Annotated in this window: 22 protein-coding genes; 12 read left to right on the forward strand and 10 right to left on the reverse strand. The window is 63.1% G+C overall.

Annotation, left to right across the window (positions count from 1 at the left end; all coding sequences use genetic code 11):
• Positions 1-15 precede the first annotated feature (15 nt).
• From ACK59X_RS08060 to ACK59X_RS08070, 3 genes are all read left to right on the forward strand, one after another.
• Positions 16-3,201, forward strand: coding sequence for a CusA/CzcA family heavy metal efflux RND transporter (locus ACK59X_RS08060; protein ID WP_409956363.1), 3,186 nt, complete (start codon positions 16-18; stop codon positions 3,199-3,201).
• Positions 3,202-3,261: 60 nt separating this feature from the next.
• Positions 3,262-3,642, forward strand: coding sequence for a hypothetical protein (locus tag ACK59X_RS08065; protein WP_179684647.1), 381 nt, complete (start codon positions 3,262-3,264; stop codon positions 3,640-3,642).
• Positions 3,643-4,114: 472 nt separating this feature from the next.
• The gene (locus tag ACK59X_RS08070) at positions 4,115-5,047 is read left to right on the forward strand and encodes a cation diffusion facilitator family transporter (RefSeq protein ID WP_409956364.1); all 933 of its coding nucleotides are present in this window, start codon (positions 4,115-4,117) and stop codon (positions 5,045-5,047) included.
• 568 nt (positions 5,048-5,615) lie between these two features.
• Here the strand turns inward: ACK59X_RS08070 and ACK59X_RS08075 are convergent.
• The 6 genes from ACK59X_RS08075 to ACK59X_RS08100 all read right to left on the reverse strand — a co-directional run bounded on the left by ACK59X_RS08075 (position 5,616) and on the right by ACK59X_RS08100 (position 11,101).
• Positions 5,616-6,143, reverse strand: coding sequence for a DUF4148 domain-containing protein (locus ACK59X_RS08075; RefSeq protein WP_409956365.1), 528 nt, complete (start codon positions 6,141-6,143; stop codon positions 5,616-5,618).
• Positions 6,144-6,421: 278 nt separating this feature from the next.
• On the reverse strand, positions 6,422-7,444 hold the full coding sequence (locus tag ACK59X_RS08080) for an arsenic resistance protein (RefSeq protein WP_409956366.1): 1,023 nt from the start codon (positions 7,442-7,444) through the stop codon (positions 6,422-6,424).
• Between the two features lie 139 nt (positions 7,445-7,583).
• Positions 7,584-8,231 carry a thioredoxin family protein gene (locus ACK59X_RS08085; protein ID WP_409956367.1) on the reverse strand — a complete coding sequence of 216 codons (648 nt, stop codon included), beginning with the start codon at positions 8,229-8,231 and terminating at the stop codon, positions 7,584-7,586.
• Positions 8,228-10,384, reverse strand: coding sequence for a protein-disulfide reductase DsbD family protein (locus ACK59X_RS08090; protein WP_409956368.1), 2,157 nt, complete (start codon positions 10,382-10,384; stop codon positions 8,228-8,230). Before ACK59X_RS08090 ends, ACK59X_RS08085 begins: the two co-directional genes overlap by 4 nt.
• A 13-nt stretch (positions 10,385-10,397) precedes the next feature.
• On the reverse strand, positions 10,398-10,769 hold the full coding sequence (locus tag ACK59X_RS08095) for a hypothetical protein (RefSeq protein ID WP_409956369.1): 372 nt from the start codon (positions 10,767-10,769) through the stop codon (positions 10,398-10,400).
• Positions 10,766-11,101 (reverse strand): hypothetical protein, encoded by a 336-nt coding sequence (locus tag ACK59X_RS08100; protein ID WP_409956370.1) that lies wholly within the window; start codon positions 11,099-11,101, stop codon positions 10,766-10,768. Before ACK59X_RS08100 ends, ACK59X_RS08095 begins: the two co-directional genes overlap by 4 nt.
• 75 nt (positions 11,102-11,176) lie before the next feature.
• On the opposite strand from ACK59X_RS08100, the gene ACK59X_RS08105 reads away from it, so the two are divergent.
• Positions 11,177-11,653: a MerR family transcriptional regulator gene (locus ACK59X_RS08105; RefSeq protein WP_409956371.1), complete on the forward strand. Its 477-nt coding sequence runs from the start codon at positions 11,177-11,179 to the stop codon at positions 11,651-11,653.
• Positions 11,654-11,743: 90 nt separating this feature from the next.
• Here ACK59X_RS08105 and iteS read toward each other — a convergent pair whose 3' ends face one another.
• The gene (gene iteS / locus ACK59X_RS08110) at positions 11,744-13,996 is read right to left on the reverse strand and encodes a S8 family anti-phage peptidase IteS (RefSeq protein WP_409956372.1); all 2,253 of its coding nucleotides are present in this window, start codon (positions 13,994-13,996) and stop codon (positions 11,744-11,746) included.
• Positions 13,968-15,125 carry an anti-phage ATPase IteA gene (gene iteA / locus ACK59X_RS08115; RefSeq protein WP_409956373.1) on the reverse strand — a complete coding sequence of 386 codons (1,158 nt, stop codon included), beginning with the start codon at positions 15,123-15,125 and terminating at the stop codon, positions 13,968-13,970. The genes iteS and iteA overlap by 29 nt, the downstream gene beginning before the upstream one ends.
• Positions 15,126-15,522: 397 nt before the next feature.
• On the opposite strand from iteA, the gene ACK59X_RS08120 reads away from it, so the two are divergent.
• A complete protein-coding gene (locus tag ACK59X_RS08120) occupies positions 15,523-16,548 on the forward strand; it encodes a DNA-binding protein (protein ID WP_409956374.1) in 1,026 nt (341 codons plus the stop codon).
• Between the two features lie 64 nt (positions 16,549-16,612).
• Here ACK59X_RS08120 and ACK59X_RS08125 read toward each other — a convergent pair whose 3' ends face one another.
• Complete coding sequence (locus ACK59X_RS08125; RefSeq protein WP_409956375.1) at positions 16,613-17,029, reverse strand: DUF3892 domain-containing protein; 417 nt, start codon at positions 17,027-17,029, stop codon at positions 16,613-16,615.
• Positions 17,030-17,284: 255 nt separating this feature from the next.
• Between ACK59X_RS08125 and ACK59X_RS08130 the strand changes: the two genes are divergently transcribed.
• Positions 17,285-17,491, forward strand: coding sequence for a hypothetical protein (locus ACK59X_RS08130; protein ID WP_409956376.1), 207 nt, complete (start codon positions 17,285-17,287; stop codon positions 17,489-17,491).
• Between the two features lie 377 nt (positions 17,492-17,868).
• On the opposite strand, the gene ACK59X_RS08135 is transcribed toward ACK59X_RS08130, so the two are convergent.
• Positions 17,869-18,819, reverse strand: a complete 951-nt coding sequence (locus tag ACK59X_RS08135; RefSeq protein ID WP_409956377.1) for a DUF4238 domain-containing protein — start codon at positions 18,817-18,819, stop codon at positions 17,869-17,871.
• Positions 18,820-18,898: 79 nt separating this feature from the next.
• Here ACK59X_RS08135 and ACK59X_RS08140 point away from each other — a divergent pair, with 79 nt between their 5' ends.
• The 6 genes from ACK59X_RS08140 (at position 18,899) to ACK59X_RS08165 (ending at position 26,168) form a co-directional block, all read left to right on the forward strand.
• A complete protein-coding gene (locus ACK59X_RS08140) occupies positions 18,899-19,345 on the forward strand; it encodes a hypothetical protein (protein WP_409956378.1) in 447 nt (148 codons plus the stop codon).
• Between the two features lie 248 nt (positions 19,346-19,593).
• Positions 19,594-20,745 carry a TolC family protein gene (locus ACK59X_RS08145; protein WP_409956379.1) on the forward strand — a complete coding sequence of 384 codons (1,152 nt, stop codon included), beginning with the start codon at positions 19,594-19,596 and terminating at the stop codon, positions 20,743-20,745.
• Entirely contained in the window at positions 20,742-21,374 is a 633-nt protein-coding gene (locus ACK59X_RS08150) for a hypothetical protein (protein WP_409956380.1), read from the forward strand. The genes ACK59X_RS08145 and ACK59X_RS08150 overlap by 4 nt, the downstream gene beginning before the upstream one ends.
• Positions 21,371-22,516 carry an efflux RND transporter periplasmic adaptor subunit gene (locus tag ACK59X_RS08155; protein WP_409956381.1) on the forward strand — a complete coding sequence of 382 codons (1,146 nt, stop codon included), beginning with the start codon at positions 21,371-21,373 and terminating at the stop codon, positions 22,514-22,516. Before ACK59X_RS08150 ends, ACK59X_RS08155 begins: the two co-directional genes overlap by 4 nt.
• A 15-nt stretch (positions 22,517-22,531) precedes the next feature.
• Entirely contained in the window at positions 22,532-25,678 is a 3,147-nt protein-coding gene (locus ACK59X_RS08160) for an efflux RND transporter permease subunit (protein WP_409956382.1), read from the forward strand.
• Positions 25,679-25,772: 94 nt separating this feature from the next.
• Positions 25,773-26,168: a hypothetical protein gene (locus ACK59X_RS08165; protein ID WP_409956383.1), complete on the forward strand. Its 396-nt coding sequence runs from the start codon at positions 25,773-25,775 to the stop codon at positions 26,166-26,168.
• The last annotated feature ends 2 nt before the right edge of the window (positions 26,169-26,170 follow it).

The following is a 26,170-nucleotide window of genomic DNA, read 5'->3' on the forward strand; positions in this document are numbered from 1 at the left end:
TCCTGGAGCCTATACATGTTTGAAAAACTCATCCGATTCTCGATCGAGCAGCGATGGCTGGTGCTGCTTGCGGCCTTCGCCATGGCGGCCTTCGGCGTCTTCAGCTACCAGAAGCTGCCTATTGACGCCGTGCCCGACATCACGAACGTCCAGGTCCAGATCAACACGCAGGCGGCCGGGTACTCGCCCCTTGAGACCGAGCAGCGGGTCACATACCCGATTGAGACGGTCATGGCCGGCCTGCCGAACCTGGATCAGACGCGGTCGCTTTCACGGTATGGACTGTCGCAGGTCACCGTCATTTTCAAGGACGGCACCGACATCTATTTCGCTCGCCAACTCGTCAACGAGCGTATCCAGGAGGCCCGGGACAAACTACCGGCTGGCATCACGCCAGCGCTGGGGCCCATCTCGACCGGGCTGGGGGAAATCTACCTTTGGACCGTCGAAACCAAGGACGGCGCGAAGAAGCCCGACGGCTCACCCTACACCCCGACCGACCTGCGCGAGATCCAGGACTGGATCATCAAGCCGCAGCTGCGCAACGTTCCTGGCGTGACGGAAATCAACTCCATCGGCGGCTTCGCCAAGGAATACCAGATCGCGCCCATCCCCGAGCGCCTGGCTTCGCTGGGCGTGACGCTGCAGGACGTAGTGACCGCTCTGGATCGCAACAACGGCAACGTGGGCGCGGGCTACATCGAAAAGCGCGGCGAGCAGTACCTCATCCGCGCGCCTGGCCAGGTGAAATCCCTGGAGGACATCGGCAACGTGATCCTCAGCAGCGCCAACGGCGTGCCCGTGCGCGTCAAGGACGTGGCCGAAGTGGGAATTGGCCGGGAGCTTCGAACCGGAGCTGCCACGGACAACGGACGGGAAGTGGTTCTCGGCACCGTGTTCATGCTGATTGGAGAAAACAGCCGGACCGTCTCCCAGGCGGTAGACAAGAAGATGGTGGAGGTCAACAAGAGCCTTCCAGAGGGTGTGCATGCGGTGACGGTCTATGACCGCACGGTGCTCGTCGACAAGGCCATCGGCACGGTGAAGAAAAACCTGCTCGAAGGCGCGGTTCTCGTGATCGTGATCCTGTTCCTTTTCCTGGGGAACATCCGCGCAGCGATCATCACCGCAATGGTCATTCCCTTGTCGATGCTCTTCACGTTCACGGGCATGGTCCAGTACAAGGTGAGTGCCAACCTGATGAGCCTCGGGGCCCTGGACTTCGGCATCATCATTGACGGTGCTGTCGTGATCGTTGAAAACTGTGTTCGGCGTCTTGCCCACGCGCAAGCGCATCACGGGCGGCCGCTGACCCGGGCAGAGCGCTTCCATGAGGTGTTCCTCGCGTCCCAGGAATCGCGCCGCCCCTTGCTGTTCGGGCAACTGATCATCATGGTGGTGTACCTGCCCATCTTCGCGCTCACGGGTGTTGAAGGAAAGATGTTCCACCCGATGGCATTCACCGTGGTCGCCGCACTGCTCGGCGCGATGATTTTGTCGGTGACGTTCATTCCGGCAGCGGTTGCCCTTTTCATCGGCAACCGGGTCAGCGAGAAGGAGAACTTTCTCCTTGGCTATGCCAAGCGCATGTACGCCCCGCTGCTCGATCGCGTGATGGGCGCCAAAACGCTCGTTCTCACCATCGCTGCAGTCGCTGTGGTCTTGTGCGGATTGATCGCCACCCGCATGGGCAGCGAATTCGTTCCCAACCTCAATGAGGGTGACCTTGCCATCCAGGCGCTGCGCATTCCGGGCACTAGCCTGTCCCAGTCGGTGGCTATGCAGCAGCAGATCGAGCGGACACTGAAAGCGAAGTTTCCGGAGATTGAGCGCGTCTTTGCGAGAACCGGTACTGCCGAAATTGCGTCGGACCCCATGCCGCCGAACATTTCGGACGGGTACATCATGCTCAAGCCGGTGGATGAATGGCCTGAGCCTCGCAAGACCCGAGACGAGTTGCTTGCCGCGATTCAGGAAGTCCTTGGCAAAATTCCTGGCAACAACTACGAGTTCTCCCAGCCCATTCAGTTGCGCTTCAACGAGCTGATCTCGGGTGTGCGAAGCGACGTGGCGGTGAAGATTTTCGGTGACGACATGGCCGTGTTGAACAAGTCCGCCGAAGAGGTTTCCGCCATGCTGCAGAAGATCCAGGGGTCATCCGAGGTGAAGGTCGAGCAGACAACAGGCCTTCCGATGCTCACGGTCAACATCGACCGCCAGAAGGCCGCACGCTATGGCCTGAACGTCGCCGACATCCAGGACACCGTGGCCACGGCCATCGGCGGACGTGAGGCTGGCACCATGTTCGAGGGCGACCGCCGATTCGACATCCTGGTTCGACTGCCCGAAGCCCTGCGCAACGACCTGGAGGGAATGAAGCGGCTGCCCATTGCGCTCCCACGCTCCGGAACGGGCACGGAGGGCAAGACCAACTTCATTCCGCTGGGTGAGGTTGCTTCGTTCGATCTGGCACCAGGGCCCAACCAGGTCAGCCGCGAGAACGGAAAGCGGCGCATTGTGGTGAGCACCAACGTGCGCGGACGCGATGTGGGATCTTTCGTGGCTGACGCCGAGCAAGGCCTCGCTCAAATCAAGATCCCTACGGGCTACTGGACGAGCTGGGGTGGAACCTTCGAGAACCTGCAATCGGCTACGAAGCGCTTGCAGATCGTCGTGCCCGTGTCCTTGCTGCTGGTCTTCGTCCTTTTGTTCGCGATGTTCGGAAACGTCAAGGATGGATTGCTGGTCTTCACTGGTATTCCATTCGCGCTGACGGGCGGCATCTTGGCGCTTTGGCTTCGCGATATTCCGATGTCTATCTCAGCGGCGGTAGGATTTATTGCGCTGTCGGGGGTGGCCGTTCTCAACGGGCTGGTGATGATTTCCTACATCCGAAGCTTGAGAGAAGGCGGTGTGGGCCTTGACGAGGCGATCCGTGAAGGCGCTCTGACCCGTTTGCGGCCCGTTCTGATGACCGCCTTGGTGGCCTCACTGGGCTTCATTCCCATGGCCATCGCTACAGGCACCGGCGCTGAAGTCCATCGTCCCCTGGCAACCGTGGTGATTGGCGGAATTCTTTCATCCACGCTGCTCACGCTTCTCGTGCTGCCGATTCTTTATCGGCTGGCCCACAGGCCCGATGAAGAAGCTGAGGACGTGTCCGCTGAGCCCTCTCACCCTGAAGCACCGAAGCCCGTGTAGCCGTAGACGGTCCCGCTGATCGCGGGACCTTCCCTTTTCTCCAACCCCAAAGGAACTGTCATGAAGCTCTCCCATCTCATCCTCGCCCTCACAGTGTCGATCTCGGGCGCGTCCATCGCTGCCGACAACCACGGCCACGACGTAAAGCCGATGCACGGTGGTGCCGTTGCGGAAGCCAAGGACGTCGAGTACGAATTCGTTGCCAGCGCCGACAAGCTGCAGCTCTATATGCGCGACCACGGGAAGCCAGTTGCAGTGGCGGGAATGACCGCCAAGGTCACTCTGCTGGCAGGCAGCGACAAGCAGGATGTCCAGCTCCAAGCCGGTGATGGCAAGCTGGAAGCCACGGGCAGCTTCAAAGTCCCCGCCGGTACCAAAGCAGTCGTCGCTGTCTCGAAGGCCGGCAAGTCGGTCGCTTCCGTCCGCTTCACGCTGAAGTAACACGAACGCTGTCTGGACCATTGCCCCCCAGCACTCAGAGCGGGCGATAGAGCTGTCTGCGGTCAACGATTCTCGTCCAGGCGACGTCACCGTAGTGGCGGGCTTGGACCGCCCCTCGGCGCTTGTATGTTCCCATCCCGAGGGGCAAAAGGAGCGATCCATGTCAATGCAAGCGGCTCAAGGCGGGCTCTTTGCCAAGCTGGTCTGGATCTGGATCGGCTTGTTGATCTCGGTGTTTGTGTTTTGGAGACTGCGGCACATGTGGCTCAAACGCCATCCCCCGATGGAAATTCGAACCAAGTACAGCCGACGCCTGGCCAAGCGACTGAGGGAGCGGCAGGCAGTCCGATTGAAATGCCGAACTACTGGAAAACCGCAGAACCGGCGCCGACATTGAGCACGAAGGGCCCGAACGCGACCGCGGACAAGCCCAGTCAACGGAGCAACCGGATTCAATCTCAGGAGACAGACCATGGGTAAAGGTTCCGATCACGCTTTGCCGGCGGCGGGAAACGAAAAGGCATTGCGCTTCGCGCTGATGCTCACCGGCGGCTTCATGCTGGCCGAAGTCATTGGCGGCGTCATGCTCAATAGCCTGGCTCTGCTATCCGATGCCGCACACATGTTCACCGACGTGGCGGCTCTGGCCATTGCGCTGGCAGCCATTCGCGTCGGCCGCCGGGCTGTAGACGACCGTCGCACCTTCGGCTATCACCGATTCGAGATCCTGGCTGCCGCGTTCAACGCTTTGCTCCTGTTTGGCGTCGCGGCCTACATCCTCTACGAGGCGTGGCAACGCTGGAGCAACCCGCCTGCTGTTCAAACCACGGGAGTCCTGGTGATCGCTGTCCTCGGCACGATCGTCAACCTCGTGAGCATGCGCCTCCTAACCTCTGGCAAGGATTCCAGCCTCAACGTCAAAGGCGCGTATCTTGAAGTGTGGAGCGACCTGCTCGGCTCGATTGGCGTCATCGTGGGAGCGTTGGTCATTCTGTTCACGGGATGGAACTGGGTGGACACCGTCATTGCGGTAGCTATCGGCCTGTGGGTGCTGCCACGCACCTGGATCCTTCTGAAGGAGACGCTCAACATCCTGTTGGAAGGAGTCCCCGACGGCATCGACCTGCCTCAGCTAAAGCAGGCACTGGCGGATATGCCAGGGGTGTCTTCCGTACATGAACTGCATGTTTGGGCAGTGAGCAGCGCCAAGACAAGCCTGAGCGCACACATTGTGTACAACCCCGACGCGGCACACCCAGAGGCCATGCTGGCGGCCATCAATCAGATGCTGGAAAAGCAGTTCGAAATCACCCACACCACCATCCAATTGGAAACTGAAGCCTGCGGTACGGCTGTGGCCGACGCGTCGAATGCCGGTGCGGATCACTGGAGGGCTTCTGTGTGATCCCCGCGCGGATGTCCACCGCCAGTTCCTGCTTGCCAGAGGTCAGCGCACGCCTGTTGCGCTTGCTGGCGCCGTGCGTAGTGACCGTGCTGGTCGCTGGCTGCGCGACGCCGGTGTACGAGGGCTCCCTGCCATGGGCAGATGGTTGGCGAGTTGGTAAGGTCAGCAGGATTGAAGCCACGGCGCAGGACTTGGCTTTCAATAAGCGCCGATGTATGCCCACACAGCTTGGGCGCGCGCCAGAGCGCTTTGCCATCGTCCAGTGGAGAGAGGTGGGTCGGTCACGCTGGACCGTTGCGCGTCTCCCTGCAGACGTGAGCGTGGTTGCTGGAGAATCGGTCTACGTCAAGGTCTGGGATTGCTCAGCGGACCTGGTAAAGCGTGAGAAAAGCTAGAACAGCGATGCGGCTCAATTGGGCAGTCGAGACAGTACCGATGCGGGTCCAGCGCAAGCACTCCATACCTTACCGGCGGCACCAGGCCCTCAACCCTTGAACGACCCTGGCGCCCACCCCAACAGGGCGTGGAATGAGCGCCAAGCCAACTCGCGGGATTCTGAATCGGATGTTCAGAGATCTTGGCCATTGCGGTGGCCCGAATGCGCGGCCGTCGAGCCAGCGTGGTGCGGGTGGTATTGGCCAGGGAAGATTTCGTTGAGTTTGCGACCATCCTCGCCTGCGGCCATCAGGTCGCCGGTATGGATGGCCTGTGCGAGCTCCTCTTTGACCTGCTCACGGGTCTTGCCGGCCTGCGCCACCTTGGCTGGATACAACTCGGGCTGCAGTTCGTTGAGCTTCGATCCGGACTCGCCGGCGGCAAGCATGTCGCCGGCACGAACGGCCTGTTCCAGTTCAGCCCGCACCTGTTCCCGGGTCTTACCCAGTGCTGGGGTCGTCAACTGATAGCGGCCGGAGTTGAGCTCGCTGACTTTGGCGCCGATTTCCCCGCCTGCCATGATGTCGCCGCTGCGCAGTGCTTGCGAGAGTTCGGCTTTGACTTCATCGCGGGTCTTGGATTTGGCGCCATGGTTTGCATCGAAGGCGAATGCAGGGGCTGCGCTCAGCGCGAGGATGATGATGGTGGTCTTGAGTTTCATGATGGTCCTTGAGGTCAATGGTTAGAGGGAAGCCCGGTTGGGAATTCAGGAGATGCAATCTTTCCTGCACCACGGAGACAAGTCTAAAAAGCTGGCCCCCTCGCGGCGCTGACCGCTGCATTACAGTTTTGTCAGCACGGTGTCTAAGTGCAGTCAAAAGTAGAGGCCGCGCACCGACGAGCCTCAGTTCGGCTTTGGATGGACATGCTGCTGCCAGCCCAGGCGAGGGGAAAAGGCATCCGCGTCCGCAGGTGCCTACTTCTGGTTGGGGGCCGCCATCACGGTGCCGGCTTTGATCGGCGCTCTGGTGGCGCTGGCGATGCGGCAGTCGTTTCGATAGCTGCAGTCTTGTGCCCCCAGGCTGGTATCAGCCGTACGTAGACAAGTTCGCCCAACAACTCCACCAGTGTCTGCGTGACGATGACCGCCGGCAGGATCGGTATCGCACCAGGCACCGCCAATGCGAGTGGCAGCACCACCAGTGAGTTGCGGGTGCTGGCGCTGAAGGCCACCGCGCGGCCGGGTTCAGGGGCCAGTTTGAAGGCCCGCGCTATCAACCAGCCAATCAGCGGCGACAGGATCGCAAACGCGACGTAGACAGGCACAACGGCAAGCGCAGACCCGGTCGCTGGTCCCAGCTGCGGAAAGACAGCCGCGATCACGATGAACAACACCAGCGCGGTCGATGGGACGGGCAGCAAACCAAGAAGCGCCGAGGCGCGCGCCCCACGTTCGGTCTTTGCTGCCCACACCTGGGTCAGGGCGGCCAGCACGAGCGGCACAGCAATCAGCCACAGGAACGCGTGGATGAAAGGACCCGCATTGACGAGGCGCGCAGCGTCTTCACCCAGGAACAAGCCCAGGTACCCGGGCAGCAGAATCATCTGCGCGATGAGCAAGGTGGGTGTCGCAGCCAGCAGCAGGCGAGAGTCGGCTCTGCCCAGATGGGCAAACGTCACCACGTAGTCAATGCACGGCGTGAGCAGCACCAGCAGCACGCCCAGCCGAAGCATAGGATCGGCCGGCAGGAACTGGATCAGCCCTGCGACCAGCAGCGGGATGACGACGAAATTGGCGACCAGCAGTGCGCCAAGAAACCGCACCTGGCCAAACGCATGCCGCAGCTCTGCGACCGGGACCTGCAGGAAGGTGACGTACAGCATCAGCGCGAGGGCCGGGTTGATGGCACCTTCGAGCACTGCCGTGCCGGGAATCACCAAGGCGACGACCGTGGCAACGACCACGGCCACGAAGTACATCGAAATCTGGTGCCTCTCAAGGGCATCTCTGGTGTTCTGCATACGCAATGGCTCTCGGGTCAAGCTTGGCAAAGGTGTCTGCTGCAGGACAGGCGTTCGCGCAGCGGCCGTAGTATCGCAATGCCAGGCAAAGCCTTTGTGCAATGCCCGTACGCGCAACCCCGATCCTGCATGGATGGCGTCAGCCAGCCGGTTTGAAAAGGTTCTTCAAGGTGTCACCCAACCCATAGTGAATGCTGCAGCCGTAGGCCTGGGACTTGGGCTTGCTGACGGGCTTGCCGGCCAGTGACTCGTCCAGGGCCTGGCTCACGTAGTTGGTCGCCGTCTTGATGTCTTCGGGGTTGGTGCTGGGCTTGCTGTCGATGGCTCCGGCGTAGACCAGCTTGCCCTGCGGGTCGATCACGTACATGTGCGGCGTTGCGCGAGCGCCGTAGGCCTTGCCGATGGTGCCTGCACCATCGAGCACCACGGCTGTGGGTGATGCACCCCTGTCTTTAAGCCAGGAGGGGAAAGAGGCGGCCGCCTTCTTGTCGCCTGGTTCGCGCGCGTCGGAGTTGATGGAGATCCAGACCACCCCCTTGGATACGGCCGCTTTCTGGGTGGCGGCCATGTTGCCGCTGTTGTAGTGCTTCTGCACGAACGGGCAACCCGGGTTGAACCACTCGAGGACGACATGCTTGCCCGCGTAGTCGGACAGCTGCACGGTCTTGCCGTTCACGTCGGTCGCCTGGAAGGTAGGAGCGGCTTGCCCGACGACCGCCTGTGCATGGGTGACGGGAGTGGCGAAGACCGCCGTGAGAACAGCGGCGGTGGCAATCAGGTTTTTCATAAGGAATCCTTGGAGGTTGATGAAACGGCGGGCCAGTGGGCGATGGCCTCGCGCACCTTGGCTATGGTCAGGATCTCGGGGAGCAAGTCGGCCTGCGCTGCCCCGGGGCCATACAGCGCGTACACAGGAACCCCGCTGCACCCCAGCCGAGCCAGTTCCTGGGTGATCACCGGGTCCCGGTTGGTCCAGTCGGCGCGCAAGAGGCGCACGCCCTTGGCTGCGAGTTCGGCCTGTAGCGCTGCATCGTTGAGCGTGGTGCGCTTGTTGACCTGGCAGGTCACGCACCAGGCGGCCGTGAAGTCCACGAAGACAGGCTGCCCCGCCGCCCGCGCGTTGGCCACGGCTTGCGGACTCCAGGTCTGCCAAGCGGATGCCGAGGGTGGTGCTTTCAAGGTACTGGTGGTAGCGGCGACGACATCTTGCTTTGTGCCCATAAGCGGCCATGCCCATACCAGCGCCGTTGCAACCACCAACCCACCCGCCAGTCTGTAGCGCCGCCCACTCTTGGGGCCGACCCCGGAGAGGCCATAGGTCCACGCACCAAACGAGATGGCAACCAGCAGCGCCAGCACAGCAGCTGCACCGTCCACACCGATTTGCTGCGCTAGTACCCAGACGAGCCAGACGACGGTGGCGAACATCGGGAAGGCCATGAGCACCTTGAACCGGCCCATCCATGCGCCTGGCCTGGGTAGCAAATCGGAGAACCCAGGCCAGGCGCTGGCCAGCAGGTACGGCGCCGCCATGCCCAGGCCCAGTGATGTGAAGATTGCGAGCGCCTGCGGCAAAGGCATGGTGAGAGCTGCCCCCAGCGCCGCGCCCATGAAGGGCGCCGTGCATGGTGAAGCCACACCGACAGCCAACACCCCGGTCAGGCCATGGTCCAGCAAGGGACTGCGCGCACGCATGGTGGCGATACCGCTGGGCATGAAGGAGCCAAACTCGAACACTCCCAGCAGGTTCAAAGCGATCAGCGTGAACAGGATGGCGAGTACCGTTACCACCAGTGGCGACTGCAGCTGGAAACCCCAGCCCAGGGCCTCTCCACCCGCGCGGAGTACAAGCAGCAGGCCGGCCAACCCTACGAAGGAAGCGACAACACCCGCGGTATAGGCCAGGCCGCCGGCAACCAGAGCCTTGCGGTCGCCGGCATGCCGGGCAAACGAAAGCACCTTGAGCGACAGGATTGGAAACACGCAGGGCATCAGGTTCAGAAGCAGGCCCCCGCCGAAAGCCAACGCCAGTGCGACCAACAACCCGGTTCCCCCTGCGAGCCCTGGCTCCGGCGATGCGGCGACGCTCGCGGCGACTGCCTGCTCACCCGGTGCCGGCCAACCCGACACAGCGAAGTTGAGGGCAATACCCGCATGGTCTCCGGGGCGAGCCAGAACCGCTTTCATGACTGCAGGGCTTTCGCTGCGCTGCGCTGACAGAGGCATGCGAAGCACCAGATCATGTCCTCGCCGGGACGCTGAGATGGTTCCCGCAGGCTCCACGACAGCAGGATCCTCTGGGAAGAACTCAAAGGCATCACCGGTCCATGCGGATGGCAATCCACGCAGGGTGACGGCCAGCATTTCGCCATCAATGGCTCCCTGCGCGTCCACGCCAGCCAGCGCTTTCGGCTGGGCCGCGAATGCTCTTTCGAACAGCGCGGCATCGGATGTGGATGCCGCATTCGCAGGCACGATCAGCTCGAACTCGCACGTTTGTGGGATGCACTCCTGTTTGCACACCAGCCAGTCCGCCTGGAGCTTCACCCGTAGCGCCTGCCCAGAGAATCCCTCGGACATGGTGAGCGGCACGGGCAGCAGTACCGTGCCTTCGTAGCCATAGTTGGCCAGCGACCCGACGACCATGCGTTTGGGCGTAGGCCACTGGATCTCGCCCGCCGTAGCACCTGCAGGCAATTGCCAGGTGAGCTGGGTGGGCAGGCCGGAGTCGCCCGAGTTCTTCCAGTAGGTGTGCCAGTCCGGCTCGTGCCTGATCACGAGACCGAGCCAGGCCGTCTTCCCCGCACCGAGCCCTTGGGGCGCATGCACCACCAACTGCGCGCGCACCTGGGGCGTGGATACGGTGGCTCCCGGCGCAGCGGTCACGGGCACACCGACAAGCAGGAGAAGCCAGAGCAGTAGGTGTCGAAATGTGGACATGACTGCGAAGATCCTACGCAGCACAACCGCACCCGCTGCCGGCGCAGCCTCGCGAGGGTTTGGAGATGGCAGTGCCGCGGAAGTGGTCGTAGAGCGATGCTGTGAAGCCGTCTGTGTCGGGGGCCAAGATGGCCAGCTTGATCGCAGCGTCTTCCTCCTTCAGATCGAAAACCAGAAACGGGCAGCACTGGCGCTCGAGCTCCAGGATGCTCCGTAGTTCGGGACCCGCTTCCTTGGCGTAAGTCAGGTGCAAAGTGCGGCCCTCCTGGCGGTCGGACCTCAGATAGCGCTGTGCCAGGAACGCAATGCGAATGAGCCTGCTGGAGAGGCCATCGGCATCGAGGCTGCAGACCGCACCGGCCTGGGCTGTCGTGGTAGAACTCACAGCGCCCTCCCGTTCGAAGCGGACTTGGAAGGCCCGCTGCATCCACAGGAGGATGCGAGCTGCGACTCACCACCGTTGGGCGTAATGGGAGCCGCACAAGCGCTTGCCGTGCGCCGGCGCCGGGCCAGCCAAAGTCCCAGGGCCACCGCCAATGCAACAGCGACTCCAAGCACGATGGCCAGATACTCTTGGCTGGCCGCAAGCCGGTTCCAGTCCAGCCCAACCAGTCCGGCCACCGACAAACCAGAGATGATGGGGACGAGAAGCGGCACGGCGCAGCATGCTGCGCAAGCGCCGGCCAGGCCGATGGTGGTGAGAAGGGGTTTTTTCATCGGGATTCCTTGCAAAGAGCAGTTCGGATAGACTGACTCTAGAACCTCAAGTAGCTTGAGATGCAAGGACCTTCGATGAATAACCCTGCCGCCCAACTGACCATCGGAGCGCTGGCCGAGCGCACCGGGCTGAACGTTTCAGCGATCCGCTATTACGAGGAGGTCGGCCTGATTCCTGAGGCAGTGCGCCGGCCGAGCGGGCACCGGGTATACGGCGCGGATGCGCAGGAGCTGCTAACGCTGATCCGTCACTGCCGTGACTTCGGGTTCTCCGTGGACGACACGAAGACGCTGGTGTCCCTGGCCTCCAGCGCTGACAGGGACTGCGTGGAAGCACGCGAAGTGGCCCAGGTCCACCTCGACTCCGTGCGGGCTAAGCTGGTCGACCTGCAGGCACTGGAGCGCAGCCTGAGCAAGTTCGTGACGGCGTGCACTGAGGAATGCGTTGGAGGCCCAGCGCCCAAGTGCAACATTCTTCAGGACTTGCGTCTCAGCGACGCCGACCTGGTGGAGAAGTCCGCAGCGCCCATACCAAACCGCTGTTGCGGGTGAGTAACGGACGGGCTACCTTGAGTCCTGATCGTCAGGGTGATTCGTACCGAAGCGTAGGATTGATTTTTTTCCTCATCTACTCTCGCTCGGTCACACATGAACTGGGACACGCACCGGCAGCTGCTGCCGCACCCAGTTAGAACTTACCAGCGAGCGCACGCCGTCCGCATGGACCTGAGCATTCCCATCCAGTGATCGCAAGCTCACGATCAACGCGACGTTCAGTGGCTCTGCCAGAGGCGGTTCGTTGGCACGCAACAGTGCATCCACCTGGATTGCCCATTGGTCTCCTGCGACTCCGTTTGGGAACCTCTTTCGGTGCAGCTTGACAGGGGACCACTTGCCGCCATGCTCGATCTGCGCAGCTTCATAACCTGTGGTTCCCGCCTCACCCTCCATCGGCACCTTTCCGGCAATCCTGTTGCCATTTAGCACGCCAAAGCTGACATTCGCGTTGGCGCGCACGTACTCGGCACCGGCACTGGGATCGAGTGGCGGCGAATAGGCGGCCGTGATGATCACTTCGGCCCGCAGTTTGCCGTTGTGCAACAGAGACGCTGGAATGGGATATGGAGCCTTGCGCCATTTGAAACCCGGCACGACCAAGGCCTCGAACATCATCGTGAAGCAATCATCGCTGTCATACAGCGCCGAGAGCGCATCCTTGGGGATGCCAGAGCCGTAGTAGCGCCTTTCCTGTGCTCCATAGTCCGGGGAGGCCAGCCGCGCTGCGTGGACCAGGAGCGCCTTGACCATGTGGGGCGCAACGGCGAGATCTGGGCGCCCGTCGAGGCTTTGCCAGACATGCCCGGCAACCGAACTTACGATAGGGGTTGCGAAGCTCGTGCCAAAGCTCCCATATAGCGCATCCGTGGGGTTGAGCATCTGCAGGCTGCTGGGTCCCACATTCCATTCTGAGTGCACGCCTCCACCCGCGTGCACCAAGTCTGGCTTGGGCGTAAAAACGGGACCTGGCCCTCTCCGGGAATACGGTGCGGGATGCCCTGCAGCCACTACGGCTCCGGGCGAATCCAGGTGAGCAACGGCCCCGACTGTCAGGGCGCGTACAGAATCTCCAGGACTGCTCAGGCGATCCTGGAGGTTTGGGTCAGAGACCGGCCATCCTCGACGTGGCAAGCCAACGTAGTTGCCCGCAGCGACGACAAAAAGCACTTTGTGTTGGTCGCTCAGCGCGTCCAATTGCTGTGCGAAGTAGCTGAAGTCCTGATCCCCGATTTGGCCGGCGCCAAGGGACAGGTTCCAAATCTTCACATGGGGCGCCTTGCCCACGGCATCGGAGAGGCGAATGATCAAATCTGTGACATTGCCTCCTGCCGCCTCAAGGCCGCAGGTGTCGTGAACTCTGCACCGCGTTGGGGGAAGCAAGATGTGACCATCATTCAGCAGTTTGGCGCCAGCCACGAGGGAGGCAACTGCCGTTCCATGCACATGATCGGTTTCGGGCGGTAGAACGTATGGGTCCGAGGAAGAAATCCATGGCCGCAAGCTGGTCGCGCTCGCCGCAGTGCCTGTATCGAATACGCCAACGATGGGAAGGACGTCTCCGGGAAGCGGCGGCAAGAATGGTCCCGGCACGAAGCCTGGTATAGCAGCTGTGGACTGCACCCTCGGCTCCGGAAAAATCGAGCGAAGACCTGGAAACATGCTCAGAGCTTCCAGAGCCTCATCTTTGATCGTCCCCAGGTCAACCAAAAATACTGGTGGCCCCCAGCGCTGCGGGATCGGAGTAGCAGCAATTTTGAACTTCTGAAACACGGCGCGCAGGGCATCGACATTGCGGGCGGTAGCATCCGGAGCGTGGTATCGGAAAAGGCTGAGTAACGCTCTACCGCGCCTGCGCAGTTCGGGCACTGGTGCTAGTAGACGCCGGCTCTTGTCCCAAGCTTGGATTTTCTCGATGGCAGACAGATTGGCCCGGATCTGCTGTGTATTTCTACTGAGGATGACCACAGAGAGAGTGTCGAGGCTTGCAGCGTTGGCTGCCACCAGCATCTCTTCGATGCGCCCAACTCCGGCAGGTTGAAGCTCAGCTTCTGCCACGAGTGTGTTGGGCCGGTGCGACTTGGCGATGGCAGTGTCACGCAGCTTGAAAACCAACACTCCCGGTGAGTTTGGGTAAAGCGCAATCTCGGGATGCAATGCAGTGGCTGCCGTCACCAGTGTTTCGATCAGCGCCGCCCTGTACTGCGGCGTCACAGGCACTAGTTCCTTGATGCCCCCGCCACCATTTTCTGGTGCGGACAGGTCCGCGCGTTGAAAGGGAATCCGATGGAACGGATTGTTGCTGCGCGCGCTACGCGCTCTCATCTCCTCGGTTGCCATAGATGTTCTCCTCCTCGATCGCGTTTCTGATCTGTCGCTGCGACACCCCGTATGCAGCGGCCAATACCCTCTGAGAAAAGAATTTGGGATGCCAGTGGCGCAGCCATTGGATCTCGGACTGCAAGCTGTGCAGCCTCTGCCCGTTGTTCATTGCGACTGTCAGCCCAAGGCGGCGGAAAACCTCAGTTTCCTCGACTTTCGGTTTGGCAGACAAGATGGCAGTGCGCTTGGCATCCAGGCACACTTGCTCAATCGCAGCGCCGGAAAGCCCTTCGGATCGCTGAGCCAAGTCCGAGAGATTCATTGGCGATGGGGCGTAGGCACCCAGGAACTGGGCCCACAGTTGCTCACGCAGTTCTTGATCCGGCAAAGGCATGGCTAGGCGGTAGGTGAACCGCCGCCAGATGGCGTAATCCACCAACTGGTCATGGTTCGTCGCAGCCAGCAGAATCGTCTCATCCGGCAAGGCATCGATGTTCTGCAGCAGTGCTATCACCACGCGCTGCAGTTCACCGACATCGCGTTCGTTGCCGCGGGCGGTGGCCAGAGCATCGAACTCATCGAGAAACAAGACGCATGGGACCTCCTGAGCGTAATCGAAAACGCGCCGCAGGTTGCGGCTGGTCTGGCCCAGCAAGCTGCTGATCAGAGTGTCACATCTGACGGTCAGCAGTGGAAGCTGCAATTGGCCAGCGATCCACCGCGCCGTTTGCGTCTTGCCTGTCCCCGGTGGACCGTGCATGACCAAGCGATTGGGCTGAGAGACGCCAGCGGCCAAAAGCTTGTCGCGGTGCTGGATCGAGGACAAGAAGTCTTGCAGCCTTGCTTGCAGCCCGCTGGGCAATAGCAGTTGCACAGAACCCGGTGCAGGACGACTCACGTCCACGGTATTCAACCGACTGTCCCCGTCCACCGGAAGGGTTCCAAGAGGTGCAACATGCGTCCCGAGCTGCGCCGACGCAAGCGCCGCGGGCACACGCGCGAGCCGCTCGCGAATTGCAGAGGCTTCACGACGGCTACCATCGCGCTCGAGCTTATCTGCCAGAAGGCCCGCGTAATTGGCCGCCATGCTCTGGTTGGATTTAAGAGCGCCGTCGAGGATCTTGAGGACTTCGGAAAGGTGTTCCACAGGCTGTATCGTTAATGATCCAGTTTAGTGCAAAATTGAGTCGACTTCTGGTCATTTTGATTCGATTTTTGGCCCAAGTTGCGCGCATGAAGACTGGGGCGATACGCCTCTGCGCATCTTGGAAAGCACTCTGAGCGCTGTTTTGAATGCTGGTACGCTGGCCTTGCGCCTTCTCGCCGTACCGCCAGCCGATGAGGCGGACGTCACTCCCACTAAAACACCCCCTCCCAGCGCATTACATGCCGTGGTTGGGCGTTTGCCGGGCTTTTTCTGGCATCACAACAGATAAACCCTTATTAACTGCTCCGAATTTTCTAGAAATTTTCCCGTTCCCATCGCAATTAATGGTATGTAATATCATGGTATGTAATACAGTACGAAAAAATCGGAGGAAGCCATGGCCAGAGCGGGGATCTACAAGTCTGAGGTGTTGCGAGCCAGGGATAGGCTGATCAGCCAAGGCAAGTACCCGTCCATCGATGCGGTGCGGGTCGAGCTGGGCAACACCGGCTCCAAGGTGACCATCCACCGGTACCTCAAGGAAATCGAAGACGAGGAAGCCCACGCCACGGCACCCAAAATCAGCATCAGCGACGAGCTCGCTGAACTGGTCGGCCGCCTGTCCGCAAGGTTGGAGCTCGATGCCAACGCACGGGTCGTTGCGCTGATGGAGGAGTTCAACGCCAAGGAGGCGCATTACAAGGCCAGCCTGGAGACCTCCAAGAGCGAAACGGCCGCGGCCAGGCGGCAGCTGGAACAAACCCAGCTTGAGTTGGCCAGGGAACGCGAATCTCTCGAGCACGCCGGCAGGCAGTTGGCCGCCAAGGCGATCGAGCAGGCCCAACTGGTCGAGCAAACGACTCAGCTGCAGACCCGGCTTGCGAGTGCCCAAGCACACAGCCAGTCCCTGGAAGAAAAGCACACCCACGCCAGGGAGGCGCTTGAGCACTTCCGCGATGCGTCCAAGGAGCAGCGCGAGCGCGAGCTACGCCAGCACGAGCACCAACTGCAGTACCTGCAGACGGAACTGACCAAGGCCAATGCGGCCGTTTCGGCCAACCAGCAGCAGATGCGCAACGACCACCAGCAGAACCAGGCGCTCGCGCGCGAACTGGCGCAGCTCAAGTCGCAGTTTCAGCAGCTACAGGCGCAGTTGCAGGGTGCACAGCAGGCTGCCGAAGGCTTCGCGGGCATGCCCCAGCAGTTGGAGGAAATGTCCGCCAAGGCCCTGGGCCAGGAGCAGGACCTTGCCCGCCTGCACACAGAACTGCACCAGGCCACCCAGCGGAACCTGGAGCTGGAGCGGCTGCTCGCCGCGACCGCTGCAGCGGAGTCGGCACGCCAGCAGCTGACAGAGGAACTAATGCGCCGCCTGGACACCATTCAGGCGACGCCGGAGCCGCGCACCTCCAATGGAAGATGATGGCGCCTGCTGGTCCATCCTCCAAATCATCTTCACGTCGTGGAAGGTGCGTGGTCCCCGGTTGTCAGCGGTTGATCGGCCCGAAGGCGCGATCTTTGAGGGCTCCACCAATCAGTCCAAGGCCGGGGAGTCCACGGGGCGACTGCAACGTTTCCTGGGGTGCAGGCGTACCTCCGAGGATCAAATCGTAGAAGAACGGAAACTCGGGCAGGCTCAACAGGTTGTTGGTGAGCGTGCCGTCGGGCTCGGTGCGCAGATGCAGCAGGCCTGAAGGCCCGTACTCCGCGACGACATTGACACGCCGCAGACCGCTTTGCACATAGAACTGCACCGTGCGATCCCACTGCATCTGCGCAGCGGTGCGCATGTCCTGGTGCCAGATGGCGGGCAAACTCCCGCCCACGTACAAGATGGGATGGAACGGGTCGTAGCGGGGGTTCTTCTTGATGAAGCTGATTTCGACGCTGAGAGCCAATGACATGGGATGCCTTTCTACCCCTGAGGGCACGCGTTAGCGAAAAAGGCAACTCGAATCACAAGGAGTCTCCATGCTGGTCTTGCCTGTCGCACACTATATATGGGGTAGTGGATTTATCCAAAACACTATAGGTAGCGTTGACTAATTTTGCGAACTGTGAAAACTGTTGTTATAATCAGTGGTTTCTGCTAAGCCTTGCGGCCTGCCGGCGTGGGGAGCAACGGGGCCTGGCATGCGCGTTTCCATGAAGGATGGCCAATGAGAATTTATGCATCTGGTGAGGCGCAGCGCCTGAACGCACCTGGTGAATTTTTGTCCCCCAATCCGCTCGGCCGCGTGGTCGGCGTGATCGATCTGGGCAGCAACAACGGATCGAATGATTTTGGCTGGTGCGGCCTGAAGGCGGTGATCGACTTCGAAGGAGAGGAATTCGTCTTGGACTTTCCCGAGTTCACTCGCATCTAAACGGATGACGGGATCGAAGTTGCCAGCGGCGATGCGGGCTCCATTCTGAGCTGGTGGCCCTCGCGAGAAGACGCCCAGCGCTACGGCTTGCGCATGGTCGCAGTCTGAAGTGGTAGATGCCAGGAGCCGTGGCCGGTTACGCTTAGGGTCATCATCGGAGCCTCAAGCGGCAGGACTTGTTCTCGGAGTCCGTGCCTCGCCCCAATAACATGGGCGTGTTAGCTACCACGCCCATGTTTGGACGCCAACGCCACGGCCCTCGATCCGGTCAATCAGTGCTGTGGCGACAGCGCAGGAAAGAGCTGGGTGCGGGGTCGCTTCACAGCTCGAAAAGCACCAACGCTCACAGTTGCAGGTTCACGCACTCGCGCGAAACGCTATGCGACCGTCGGGTTGAAACGGCGCAAAAACTCAGCATCCCAGTGCATGTTGGTCGACTCGTCGCAATGGAGAATTTCTCGCTCGGCAGAATAGACCTGCCCGTACGAGTACGCCATCATGTGTGTGTTGGCCGCCGCGATGAAAGACTGGGTCGCCACCTCTGTTTGCCCACCCCTGTCCCAGCGCCCAATGAGGAAGGCATGCTTTGTGAGCGGGAAGTAGACCTCTGTCTCCGTCAGGCCAAATCCTGGGCTGTGTCTCATGAAGGGCGGCACCTTTTCGGGCTCTTTGTAGGCGATCACCACCGGGCGGTTGGTCGTCACAAACTCCCCGTACTCGCCACTGGTGGTGTAGAGGGTCCACTGGCGTTGGCCTAGCAGCTGCAACACGGTATCGAATACACCGAACTCGTTGAGAATGTGCCTTTCTCGATTCACTTCGATGGTGTACTCCGCGCGCTCGTGAAACTCCTTGGCTTGTTCATACGAGACCTTGCTGGAATTGGCGTCACCGAGTTTGTCTGTTTCGGTATCCCAGCGCTCCTTGTCGGCAAAAATCAGATCAAGCAGTCGCTTGGCCACAGTCTCGTGAGACTGGCGCATGCTCTCGCGCCGCTCCGGCGAGCGAACCGCCAAGAGCGCCATCAAATTTACAATCAAGACCTTGTCCTCGGACTCGAACTTCGCTGTCTGCACCACACTGCGTATGGCTTGGCAGGCCGCACCCTCGAGCTTGCTCAGCTCCTTCTCCAACACGTCAGGCGCATGGCCTTTTGACTCGAATCGCATGAAGTCGCGTTCGCCGCAGACGTTGCGCGTGTTGGCCTCATAGGAGCGGCCGGTACCCAGATCGTTGGCGAAGACGAACCAGTTCTTCCCCTTTTTGTGCCCAAAGCCTCGCAGGTATCCTTGCGGCACATAGTGGTGGTGGCGAGCCTCTGATCCCATGCTCCGGATTGTGCGGCGGATCCTTCAGCATCGAAACAGCTATTGGCGCAGATCCGCGTTCGCACCGCCCAGAAATGCCATGACCTTGGACAGACCGAGCGATTTCACCGCCGGGCGCATTTGTACCGCTATCATCGCGACGAATTCTCAATTGGCACCGCCACTCTCCATGCGCCGGCTTCTCGCCGTCCTCCTGCTGCTGTCTTTCTTCTGCCAAGCCTTCGCAACGGCCCGGCAGTCGGTCGTGCTCGGCCATGACGAAGCTTTCCAGGCGGAGCATGCCGAGATGCACTGGGAAGGTCTCGCGCACCACCACGACGAAGACGGCGTGGCCCACCAGGACGATTCGTCCGAGTCCATCGCGCACCTGCTGGCCGACGCCGGTCCCGGCACTGCAGCGCTGATCCAGTTTCCGGTGCTGTCGCTGCGCTTCGACCGCCTGCCTGCCCCGGCTGATGTGGCCCAGGCTGCGGCTCCCCCTCCTTACCTTGACGGCCTGCGAAGGCCCCCTCGACTGATCTCCTGACCCATCCGTAGCGCTCGGCCTGTATCCAAGGGCCGGGCAGTTTCTCGGTGCGATCAGTTTTTGCGGCCCCATGCCTGTGCGCGCTGGGGACGCTGGCTGATCGCCATTGATCAGTCAGGATTCCTGTGAGTTTCTCCTTCCCCGGGCTTGTAGCGCGTGTCGCTGCAGGCAGTGCATTGAGCTGCGTCCTCATGGGCACAGGCATTGCACAGCCCACCCCCGCATCACCTCCCATCGCGCCATTCCCTATGGCGCCCACCCTGGCGCAGGCGGTCGATTCCGCCTGGCAGCGGGCCATCCAGGCGCGCGAGGCCGATGGCCAGACCCGGCGCGCGCAGGCTGAGCGAGCCGCCGCCTCCAGCCTCTGGGCGGCTCCTCCCTCGCTGGAGCTGTCCCATCGCGATGACCGGTGGCAGACATCCGCCGGTCGCCGCGAGACCGAGGCCGGCCTTGCCTGGCCGCTGTGGCTGCCGGGCCAGCGCAGCGCGCGTGGCGCGGCCGTGGATGTCGACATTGAACTGGCGCAGGCGGCCATCGAAGCCGGACGGCTGCACTATGCCGGCCTGGTGCGCGAAGCGGCATGGGCCATCGCGTCCCAGCGCGCGGAGGTCGACCTGGCGGATGCCCAGGTCCGCTACCTCCAAGGCATTGCCGACGACGTGCAGCGCCGCGTGAGGGCCGGTGACCTGGCCCATGCTGATGCCCTTGCCGCGAATGCTGAGCGGCTCGCGGCCAACTCGGTGCTCCTCGCAGCACGGCAGCGGCTGGCAGCCAGCCAATCGCAATGGACCTTGCTGACGGGCATGGAGGCCGTCGCCGAAGCCGTGCCATCCGCAGCCGCCGCCCAGCAGCCCCCGATCTTCCTGGCAGAGGCCCATCCCGATGCCCGCGTTGCCCGGCTGACGGTGGAGCGGGCGCGCAAGCGGCTCCATGTGGTGACGACCTCCCGGCGCGACCCGCCCGAGTTGCTGCTGCGCCTGCGCCAGGACGTGCCGGGGCGCGGCGAATCGGCGCAGAACAGTATCGGATTCGGCGTGCGTATCCCTCTGGGCACCGATGGTCGCAACCAGCCGCTGGAGGCTGCTGCGTTGAGCGAGATCGATGTGGCCGAAGCCAAGGCGCAGCGCACGCAGGAGCGGCTGGCCGCCGAAGCCGTACAGGCGCAGGCAGCGGTGCGCGCCACTGAGCAGCAACTGCAAGCAGAACGCCAGCGCGCAGTCCTGCTGCGCGAGCGCGCGGGCCTCATTGACCGCTCCTTCAAGGCAGGAGAAACGCCTTTGCCGGAACTGCTGCGCGCCGCCTCTGCCGCAGCCCAGGCGGATGCTGGTCTGGCCCGCCAACACACAGCGCTGGGCCTGGCCCAGGCCCGACTCGAACAAGCCCTTGGAAACCTTCCATGAACCACGCAATCTTCTCGATCTCTTATCGCAGCGCAGGGCTGCTGCTCTGCGCATGCTTTGCGGCGCTGCTGCTCTCAGGTACTCCTGCCTTCGCATCCCCTGGTGCCCACGGCCCCAACGGAGAGCATCTGGACGCGCCCGCCCAGGCCGGCAGCACCGGCGGCTCCGTTCCGCGCATTGAAGCCCGTTCGGAGGCATTCGAACTGGTGGGCCGGCTACAGGGCGGCGAACTGTCCCTGCTGATCAACCGCTATGCCACCAACGAACCGGTGCTCAATGCCACGGTCGAGGTGGAAACCGGCACGCTCAAGGCCCCTGCCAAGTTCCACGCCGACATGGGTGACTACGCCGTCGATGACGCGGCCATGCTCAAGGCGCTTGCCGCCCCAGGCGACCATTCCCTGGTGATCACCATCCTGGCGGGCACCGACACCGATCTCCTCGACGGGACGCTCAACGTGCCCGGAGCAGCGGCCGGTGACCATGGCCATTCTCATGACGAGGGCCATGCCCATGGGCCCTCCCGAACGGTGTGGCTCGCCTTGGCACTCGTGGTACTGGTGGCCGTTGGCTGGCTGTTTGGCCGCAAGAAGGCCCCTGTTTCCACGCCCGTGGGAGGTGCGCAATGATGAACCCGTCGATCCCACAAGCCCGCGCTGCGGCACTCGCCCTGGCCCTTGCGGTTTGCGCAGCCCCCGGCTGGGCCGCGCCCGGCGCCCATGGACCCAATGGCGAGCATCTGGATGCACCGGCGGCGCCCACCAGCGCATCCGGGCTGATGCGCCTGCCCGATGGCAGCGTCAACGTTCCTATGCTCGCCCAGCGGCGCCTGGGCATCCGCACCCAGGTCGCACTGGAATCCGACTCCGCCGCAACGGTGGAACTGTCCGGTCGCGTGATCGTGGATCCCAATGCCAGCGGCCGGGTCCAGGCGGTCCATGGCGGGCGCCTCGAAGCCGGACCCAAGGGCTTGCCGGTGGCAGGCCAGGCGGTGCGCCAGGGGGAAGTGCTGGCCTACGTGGCGCACCATGCCGAGCCCTATGCATTGGCCAACCAGCAGGCCCAGCTCGCCGAGCTGCGCAGCGGGCGCGGCCTGGCAGCCCAGCGCGTGGCGCGGCTCGAAGGCCTCGAAGGTACCGTGCCGCGCAAAGAGATCGAGGCGGCGCGAGCTGAACTGCAAAGCTTCACCGCCCGAGAGCGAAGCATCTCCGCCAGCCTGGGCGCCCGGGAGGCGTTGACGGCGCCCGTGTCCGGTGTGATCGCCAGGGCCGATGCGACCCGGGGCCAGGTGGTGGAAGCACGCGAGGTGCTGTTTGAGGTGATCGACCCCGCCCGCGTGCTGATCGAGGCCACAACCGCCGATCCCGGACTACCGGCGCGCGCGGGCGATGCGCACCTGGCCGGCGTCGCCGGCGTGAAGCTGCAGCTGGTCGGTGCGGCGCGCAGCCTGCGCGACGGCGTCTTGCCCATGACCTTTCGGGCCGCATCGGACAAGGCGGGCACCCCCTTGCCGCTAGCCGTGGGCCAGCCGGTGACGGTGGTCGCCGCGCTCAAGGAGCAGGTCAAGGGCTTCGTACTGCCGGCCCAGGCCGTGGTGCGCAACAGCGCCAATGAGCCCATCGTCTGGATCAAGTCCGGTGCCGAGCGCTACATCCCGCAGCCCGTGCAGTACCGCTCGCTCGATGCCGCCACGGTCGTGGTGACCCAGGGCCTGGGCGCCGAAAACAGCGTGGTGGTGCAAGGCGCACCGCTGATCGCACAGATCCGCTGAACGGAGCCCAACGCAATGTTCAACTGGATCGTTAGAAACAGCCTGCACAACCGGCTGTTCGTGCTGGCAGCCGCCGCGCTGCTGCTGGCCTGGGGGGCCATCACTGCCTGGCGCACGCCGGTGGATGTGTTCCCGGACCTCAACAAGCCCCTGGTCACGGTGCTGACAGAGGCCGGGGGCATGGCCCCCGAAGAGGTGGAGCAGCTCGTCACCTTTCCGCTGGAGACAGCCCTCAACGGCATGCCGGGTGTCACGCGCGTGCGCTCCACATCGGGCGTGGGCCTGTCCATCCTGTATGCCGAGTTCGACTGGGGTACGGACATCTACCGCAACCGCCAGCTAGTGGCCGAGCGCCTGGCGCAGGTGCGTGAGCAGTTGCCCGCCGGCATCGCGCCGGTCATGGGGCCGGTGTCTTCCATCATGGGTGAGGTGATGCTGATCGCACTTCCGCTGTCCGCAGGGGATGGCAAGGTGGCCCAGGCCACGCCCATGCAGGCGCGCGAGTACGCCGACTTCGTGCTGCGCCCGCGCCTGCTGTCGATCCCTGGTGTGTCCCAGGTCATTCCCATTGGCGGCGAGGTGCGCCAGTTGCGGGTGGAGCCCGACACGGCGCGCATGGCTCAGTTCGGCGTATCGCTGACCCAGGTCGAGCAGGCGCTCAAGGGCTTTGCGGGCAATGCCGGCGGCGGGTTCATCGACCTCAACAGCCGCGAGTTCCTGATCCGCCACATCGGCCGCACCAACCGGGTGGAAGACCTCCAAGGTGTTGCCGTGGCCTGGAAGGATGGGCGGGCCATCCTGCTCGAGCAGGTAGCCACGGTGCGTTACGCCCCCGCCATGAAGCGCGGTGATGCAGGTTACGGCGGCGCGCCGGCCGTCATCGTCAGCGTGCAGAAGCAGCCGGCGGCCGACACCGTGAAGATCACCCACGCCATCGAGGCGGCGCTGAGCGACCTGAAGCAGGGCCTGCCGGCCGGCCTGACCGCGCCCAAGGTGCTGTTTCGGCAGGCGGACTTCATCGAGGCGTCCATCGGCAACGTGACCGAGGCGCTGCGCGACGGCGCCATCATGGTGGCCATCGTGCTGTTCGCCTTTCTGCTGTCGGAGCGCACCACGCTGATCTCGCTGGTGGCCATTCCGCTGTCGCTGGCCGTCACGGCGCTGGTGTTTCGCCTGCTCGACCAGTCGATCAACGTGATGACGCTGGGCGGGCTGGCCATCGCCATCGGTGAGCTGGTGGACGATGCGGTGGTGGATGTGGAAAACATCCTGCGCCGCCTCAAGCAAAACCGCGCCCAGGGCAACCCGCTATCCACCCTGGAGGTTGTGCGCCGGGCCAGCGTGGAGGTGCGCTCGGGCATCGTCTACGCCACCGCCATCGTGGTGCTGGTGTTCGTGCCGCTGTTCGCGCTGCCGGGCATCGAGGGGCGGCTGTTTACCCCGCTGGGCATTGCCTACATCGTCTCGGTGCTGGCCTCCATGCTGGTGTCGATGACCGTCACACCCGTGCTCAGCCAGTACCTGCTGCCGCGCATGAAGCGGCTGGACCATGGCGACAGCGCGTTGGTGGCTTGGCTCAAGCGGCGCGAGGAGCGGGTGTTGAACTGGTCGTTTGCGCGAGCCAAGGCGCTGATGGCGGTGGCTGCGCTGGCCGTTGCCGCTGCGGCAGCCAGCGTGCCGTTCTTCCCGCGGGCGTTCCTGCCGGCGTTCAACGAAGGCTCGCTGGTGCTGGGCATGGTGTTCACGCCCGGCTCGGCGCTGGCCGAAGCCAACCGCATGGGTGCGCTGGCCGAGACCTTGATCGCCGAGGTGCCCGAGGTCACCCAGGTCGGCCGCCGCACGGGGCGCGCAGAGCTCGACGAACATGCCGAAGGCGTGCACTCGGCCGAGATCGATGTGGACCTCAAGCGCTCGGACCGTGACCGCGAAGCCGTGATGGCCGACATCCGCGCCCGCCTGGCGGTGCTGCCCGCGCAGGTCGCCATCGGCCAGCCCATATCGCACCGGCTGGACCATTTGCTCTCGGGCGTGCGGGCGCAGATCGCGCTCAAGATCTTCGGCGACGACACCGACACGCTGCGCGGCCTGGCCGAGCAGATGCGCCAGCAACTGGTGGCGGTGCCGGGCCTGGTGGACCTGTCGGTGGAAAAGCAGGTGCTGATCCCCCAGATCACCGTGCGGCTGGACCACCGCAAGGCCGCGCAGGCCGGGCTGTCGCCAGGTGAAGCCATTCGCGTGCTGCAGGCCCTGACCGACGGCGCGCACGGCGCCCAGATCGTGGATGGCCTGCGCCGCTACGAGCTGGTGCTGCGCCTGCCCGACGGCAAGCGCGGCCCGCAGGACCTGGCACAGACCCTGATCGACACGCCCTCGGGCCGCATACCGGTGTCGGCCATCGCCACGGTGCAGGAGACCGATGGCCCCAACCAGATCGGCCGCGAGAACGGGCGCCGGCGCATCGTGGTCTACGCCAACACCGATGGCTCGGACATGGGCCGTGTGATCGCTGATATCCGTGCAGCCATGGCGAAGACGCCCTTGCCGCCAGGCACCTTCCTGAGCCTGGAGGGCCAGTTCCAGGCCCAGGAGCAGGCCATGCAGCTGATCGTGGGCCTGTCGCTGGTGTCGCTGGCGATGGTCTTCCTGGTGCTGTATGCGCGCTACCAGTCGGCAGTGCTGGCCGGCATCATCATGGCCAACATCCCCTTGGCCCTCATCGGAAGCGTGGTGGCCATGTGGCTGGCTGGGGTGAGCCTGTCGGTGGCGTCGATGGTGGGCTTCATCACGCTGGCGGGCATCGCCACGCGCAACGGCATTCTCAAGGTCAGCCACTACATCAACCTGTGCAAGTTCGAGGGCGAGAGCTTCAGCCAGGCCATGGTCGTGCGCGGCTCGCTGGAGCGCCTGACCCCCGTGCTGATGACGGCACTCGTGGCGGCCTTTGCGCTCACGCCGCTGCTGCTGGCGGCCGATGCCCCTGGCAAGGAGATCCTGCACCCGGTGGCGGTGGTGATCTTCGGCGGGCTCGTCAGCTCCACCTTGCTCGACACGCTGCTCACGCCCGTGATGTTCTGGCTGTTCGGCAGGCGCGCAACAGAACGCCTGCTGGCTGGAGATACCCAGGGCGATGGCGATGCTCCTCGAGCGCAGGAGGCCTATTGACCCTGCTACCGCCTCCCGTTTCGTTCCAAAGGCCTTTGTGCGCCGCCTGTCAAAGCGCGCCGATCCATGCAATTCTCAACTGAAGGAAAATCCAATGACCGTGAAAAACCAGCTCTCCAAGGCCCTCGCCACCGCCGCTGTACTGGCTGCCTCTGCGGCTTTCACCCCAGCTGCCCTGGCCCACGGCACACCCGATCCGATGTATGGCGGCGTGGTGCAGACCGTCAACCACGTCGTCTTCGAACTGGTGGCCACGCCTGATGGCGCCCTGATCTACACCCTGGACCATGATGAGCCCGCCGATGCTTCCCGGTATGACGGCAAGCTCACCGTGCTCAACGGTGCCGACAAGTCGGAGGCACCGCTCAAGCACGCGGGCGGCAACAAGCTGGAGGCCAGGGGCGTCAAGCTGTCGCCCGGGGCCAAGGTGGTAGCCGTGCTGACCACCAGCAGCAAGAAGACCATCACCGTGCGCTTTACCGTGAAGTGACC

The sequence above is a fragment of the Acidovorax sp. genome (assembly GCF_046339755.1).
Classification (GTDB): domain Bacteria; phylum Pseudomonadota; class Gammaproteobacteria; order Burkholderiales; family Burkholderiaceae_C; genus Acidovorax.

Excerpts from the sequence above, each read along its gene's own strand:
- ACK59X_RS08140 (WP_409956378.1), top strand. The coding sequence starts at position 18,899 with ATGACCTTGGACAGACCGAGCGATTTCACCGCCGGGCGCATTTGTACC.
- ACK59X_RS08160 (WP_409956382.1), top strand. The coding sequence starts at position 22,532 with ATGTTCAACTGGATCGTTAGAAACAGCCTGCACAACCGGCTGTTCGTG.
- ACK59X_RS08065 (WP_179684647.1), top strand. The coding sequence starts at position 3,262 with ATGAAGCTCTCCCATCTCATCCTCGCCCTCACAGTGTCGATCTCGGGC.
- iteS (WP_409956372.1), bottom strand. The coding sequence starts at position 13,996 with ATGGCAACCGAGGAGATGAGAGCGCGTAGCGCGCGCAGCAACAATCCG.
- ACK59X_RS08105 (WP_409956371.1), top strand. The coding sequence starts at position 11,177 with ATGAATAACCCTGCCGCCCAACTGACCATCGGAGCGCTGGCCGAGCGC.
- ACK59X_RS08165 (WP_409956383.1), top strand. The coding sequence starts at position 25,773 with ATGACCGTGAAAAACCAGCTCTCCAAGGCCCTCGCCACCGCCGCTGTA.
- ACK59X_RS08155 (WP_409956381.1), top strand. The coding sequence starts at position 21,371 with ATGATGAACCCGTCGATCCCACAAGCCCGCGCTGCGGCACTCGCCCTG.
- ACK59X_RS08075 (WP_409956365.1), bottom strand. The coding sequence starts at position 6,143 with ATGAAACTCAAGACCACCATCATCATCCTCGCGCTGAGCGCAGCCCCT.
- ACK59X_RS08100 (WP_409956370.1), bottom strand. The coding sequence starts at position 11,101 with ATGAAAAAACCCCTTCTCACCACCATCGGCCTGGCCGGCGCTTGCGCA.
- ACK59X_RS08125 (WP_409956375.1), bottom strand. The coding sequence starts at position 17,029 with ATGTCATTGGCTCTCAGCGTCGAAATCAGCTTCATCAAGAAGAACCCC.
- ACK59X_RS08130 (WP_409956376.1), top strand. The coding sequence starts at position 17,285 with ATGAGAATTTATGCATCTGGTGAGGCGCAGCGCCTGAACGCACCTGGT.
- ACK59X_RS08085 (WP_409956367.1), bottom strand. The coding sequence starts at position 8,231 with ATGAAAAACCTGATTGCCACCGCCGCTGTTCTCACGGCGGTCTTCGCC.
- ACK59X_RS08135 (WP_409956377.1), bottom strand. The coding sequence starts at position 18,819 with ATGGGATCAGAGGCTCGCCACCACCACTATGTGCCGCAAGGATACCTG.
- ACK59X_RS08145 (WP_409956379.1), top strand. The coding sequence starts at position 19,594 with ATGGCGCCCACCCTGGCGCAGGCGGTCGATTCCGCCTGGCAGCGGGCC.
- ACK59X_RS08090 (WP_409956368.1), bottom strand. The coding sequence starts at position 10,384 with ATGTCCACATTTCGACACCTACTGCTCTGGCTTCTCCTGCTTGTCGGT.
- ACK59X_RS08080 (WP_409956366.1), bottom strand. The coding sequence starts at position 7,444 with ATGCAGAACACCAGAGATGCCCTTGAGAGGCACCAGATTTCGATGTAC.
- ACK59X_RS08060 (WP_409956363.1), top strand. The coding sequence starts at position 16 with ATGTTTGAAAAACTCATCCGATTCTCGATCGAGCAGCGATGGCTGGTG.
- ACK59X_RS08120 (WP_409956374.1), top strand. The coding sequence starts at position 15,523 with ATGGCCAGAGCGGGGATCTACAAGTCTGAGGTGTTGCGAGCCAGGGAT.
- ACK59X_RS08070 (WP_409956364.1), top strand. The coding sequence starts at position 4,115 with ATGGGTAAAGGTTCCGATCACGCTTTGCCGGCGGCGGGAAACGAAAAG.
- ACK59X_RS08150 (WP_409956380.1), top strand. The coding sequence starts at position 20,742 with ATGAACCACGCAATCTTCTCGATCTCTTATCGCAGCGCAGGGCTGCTG.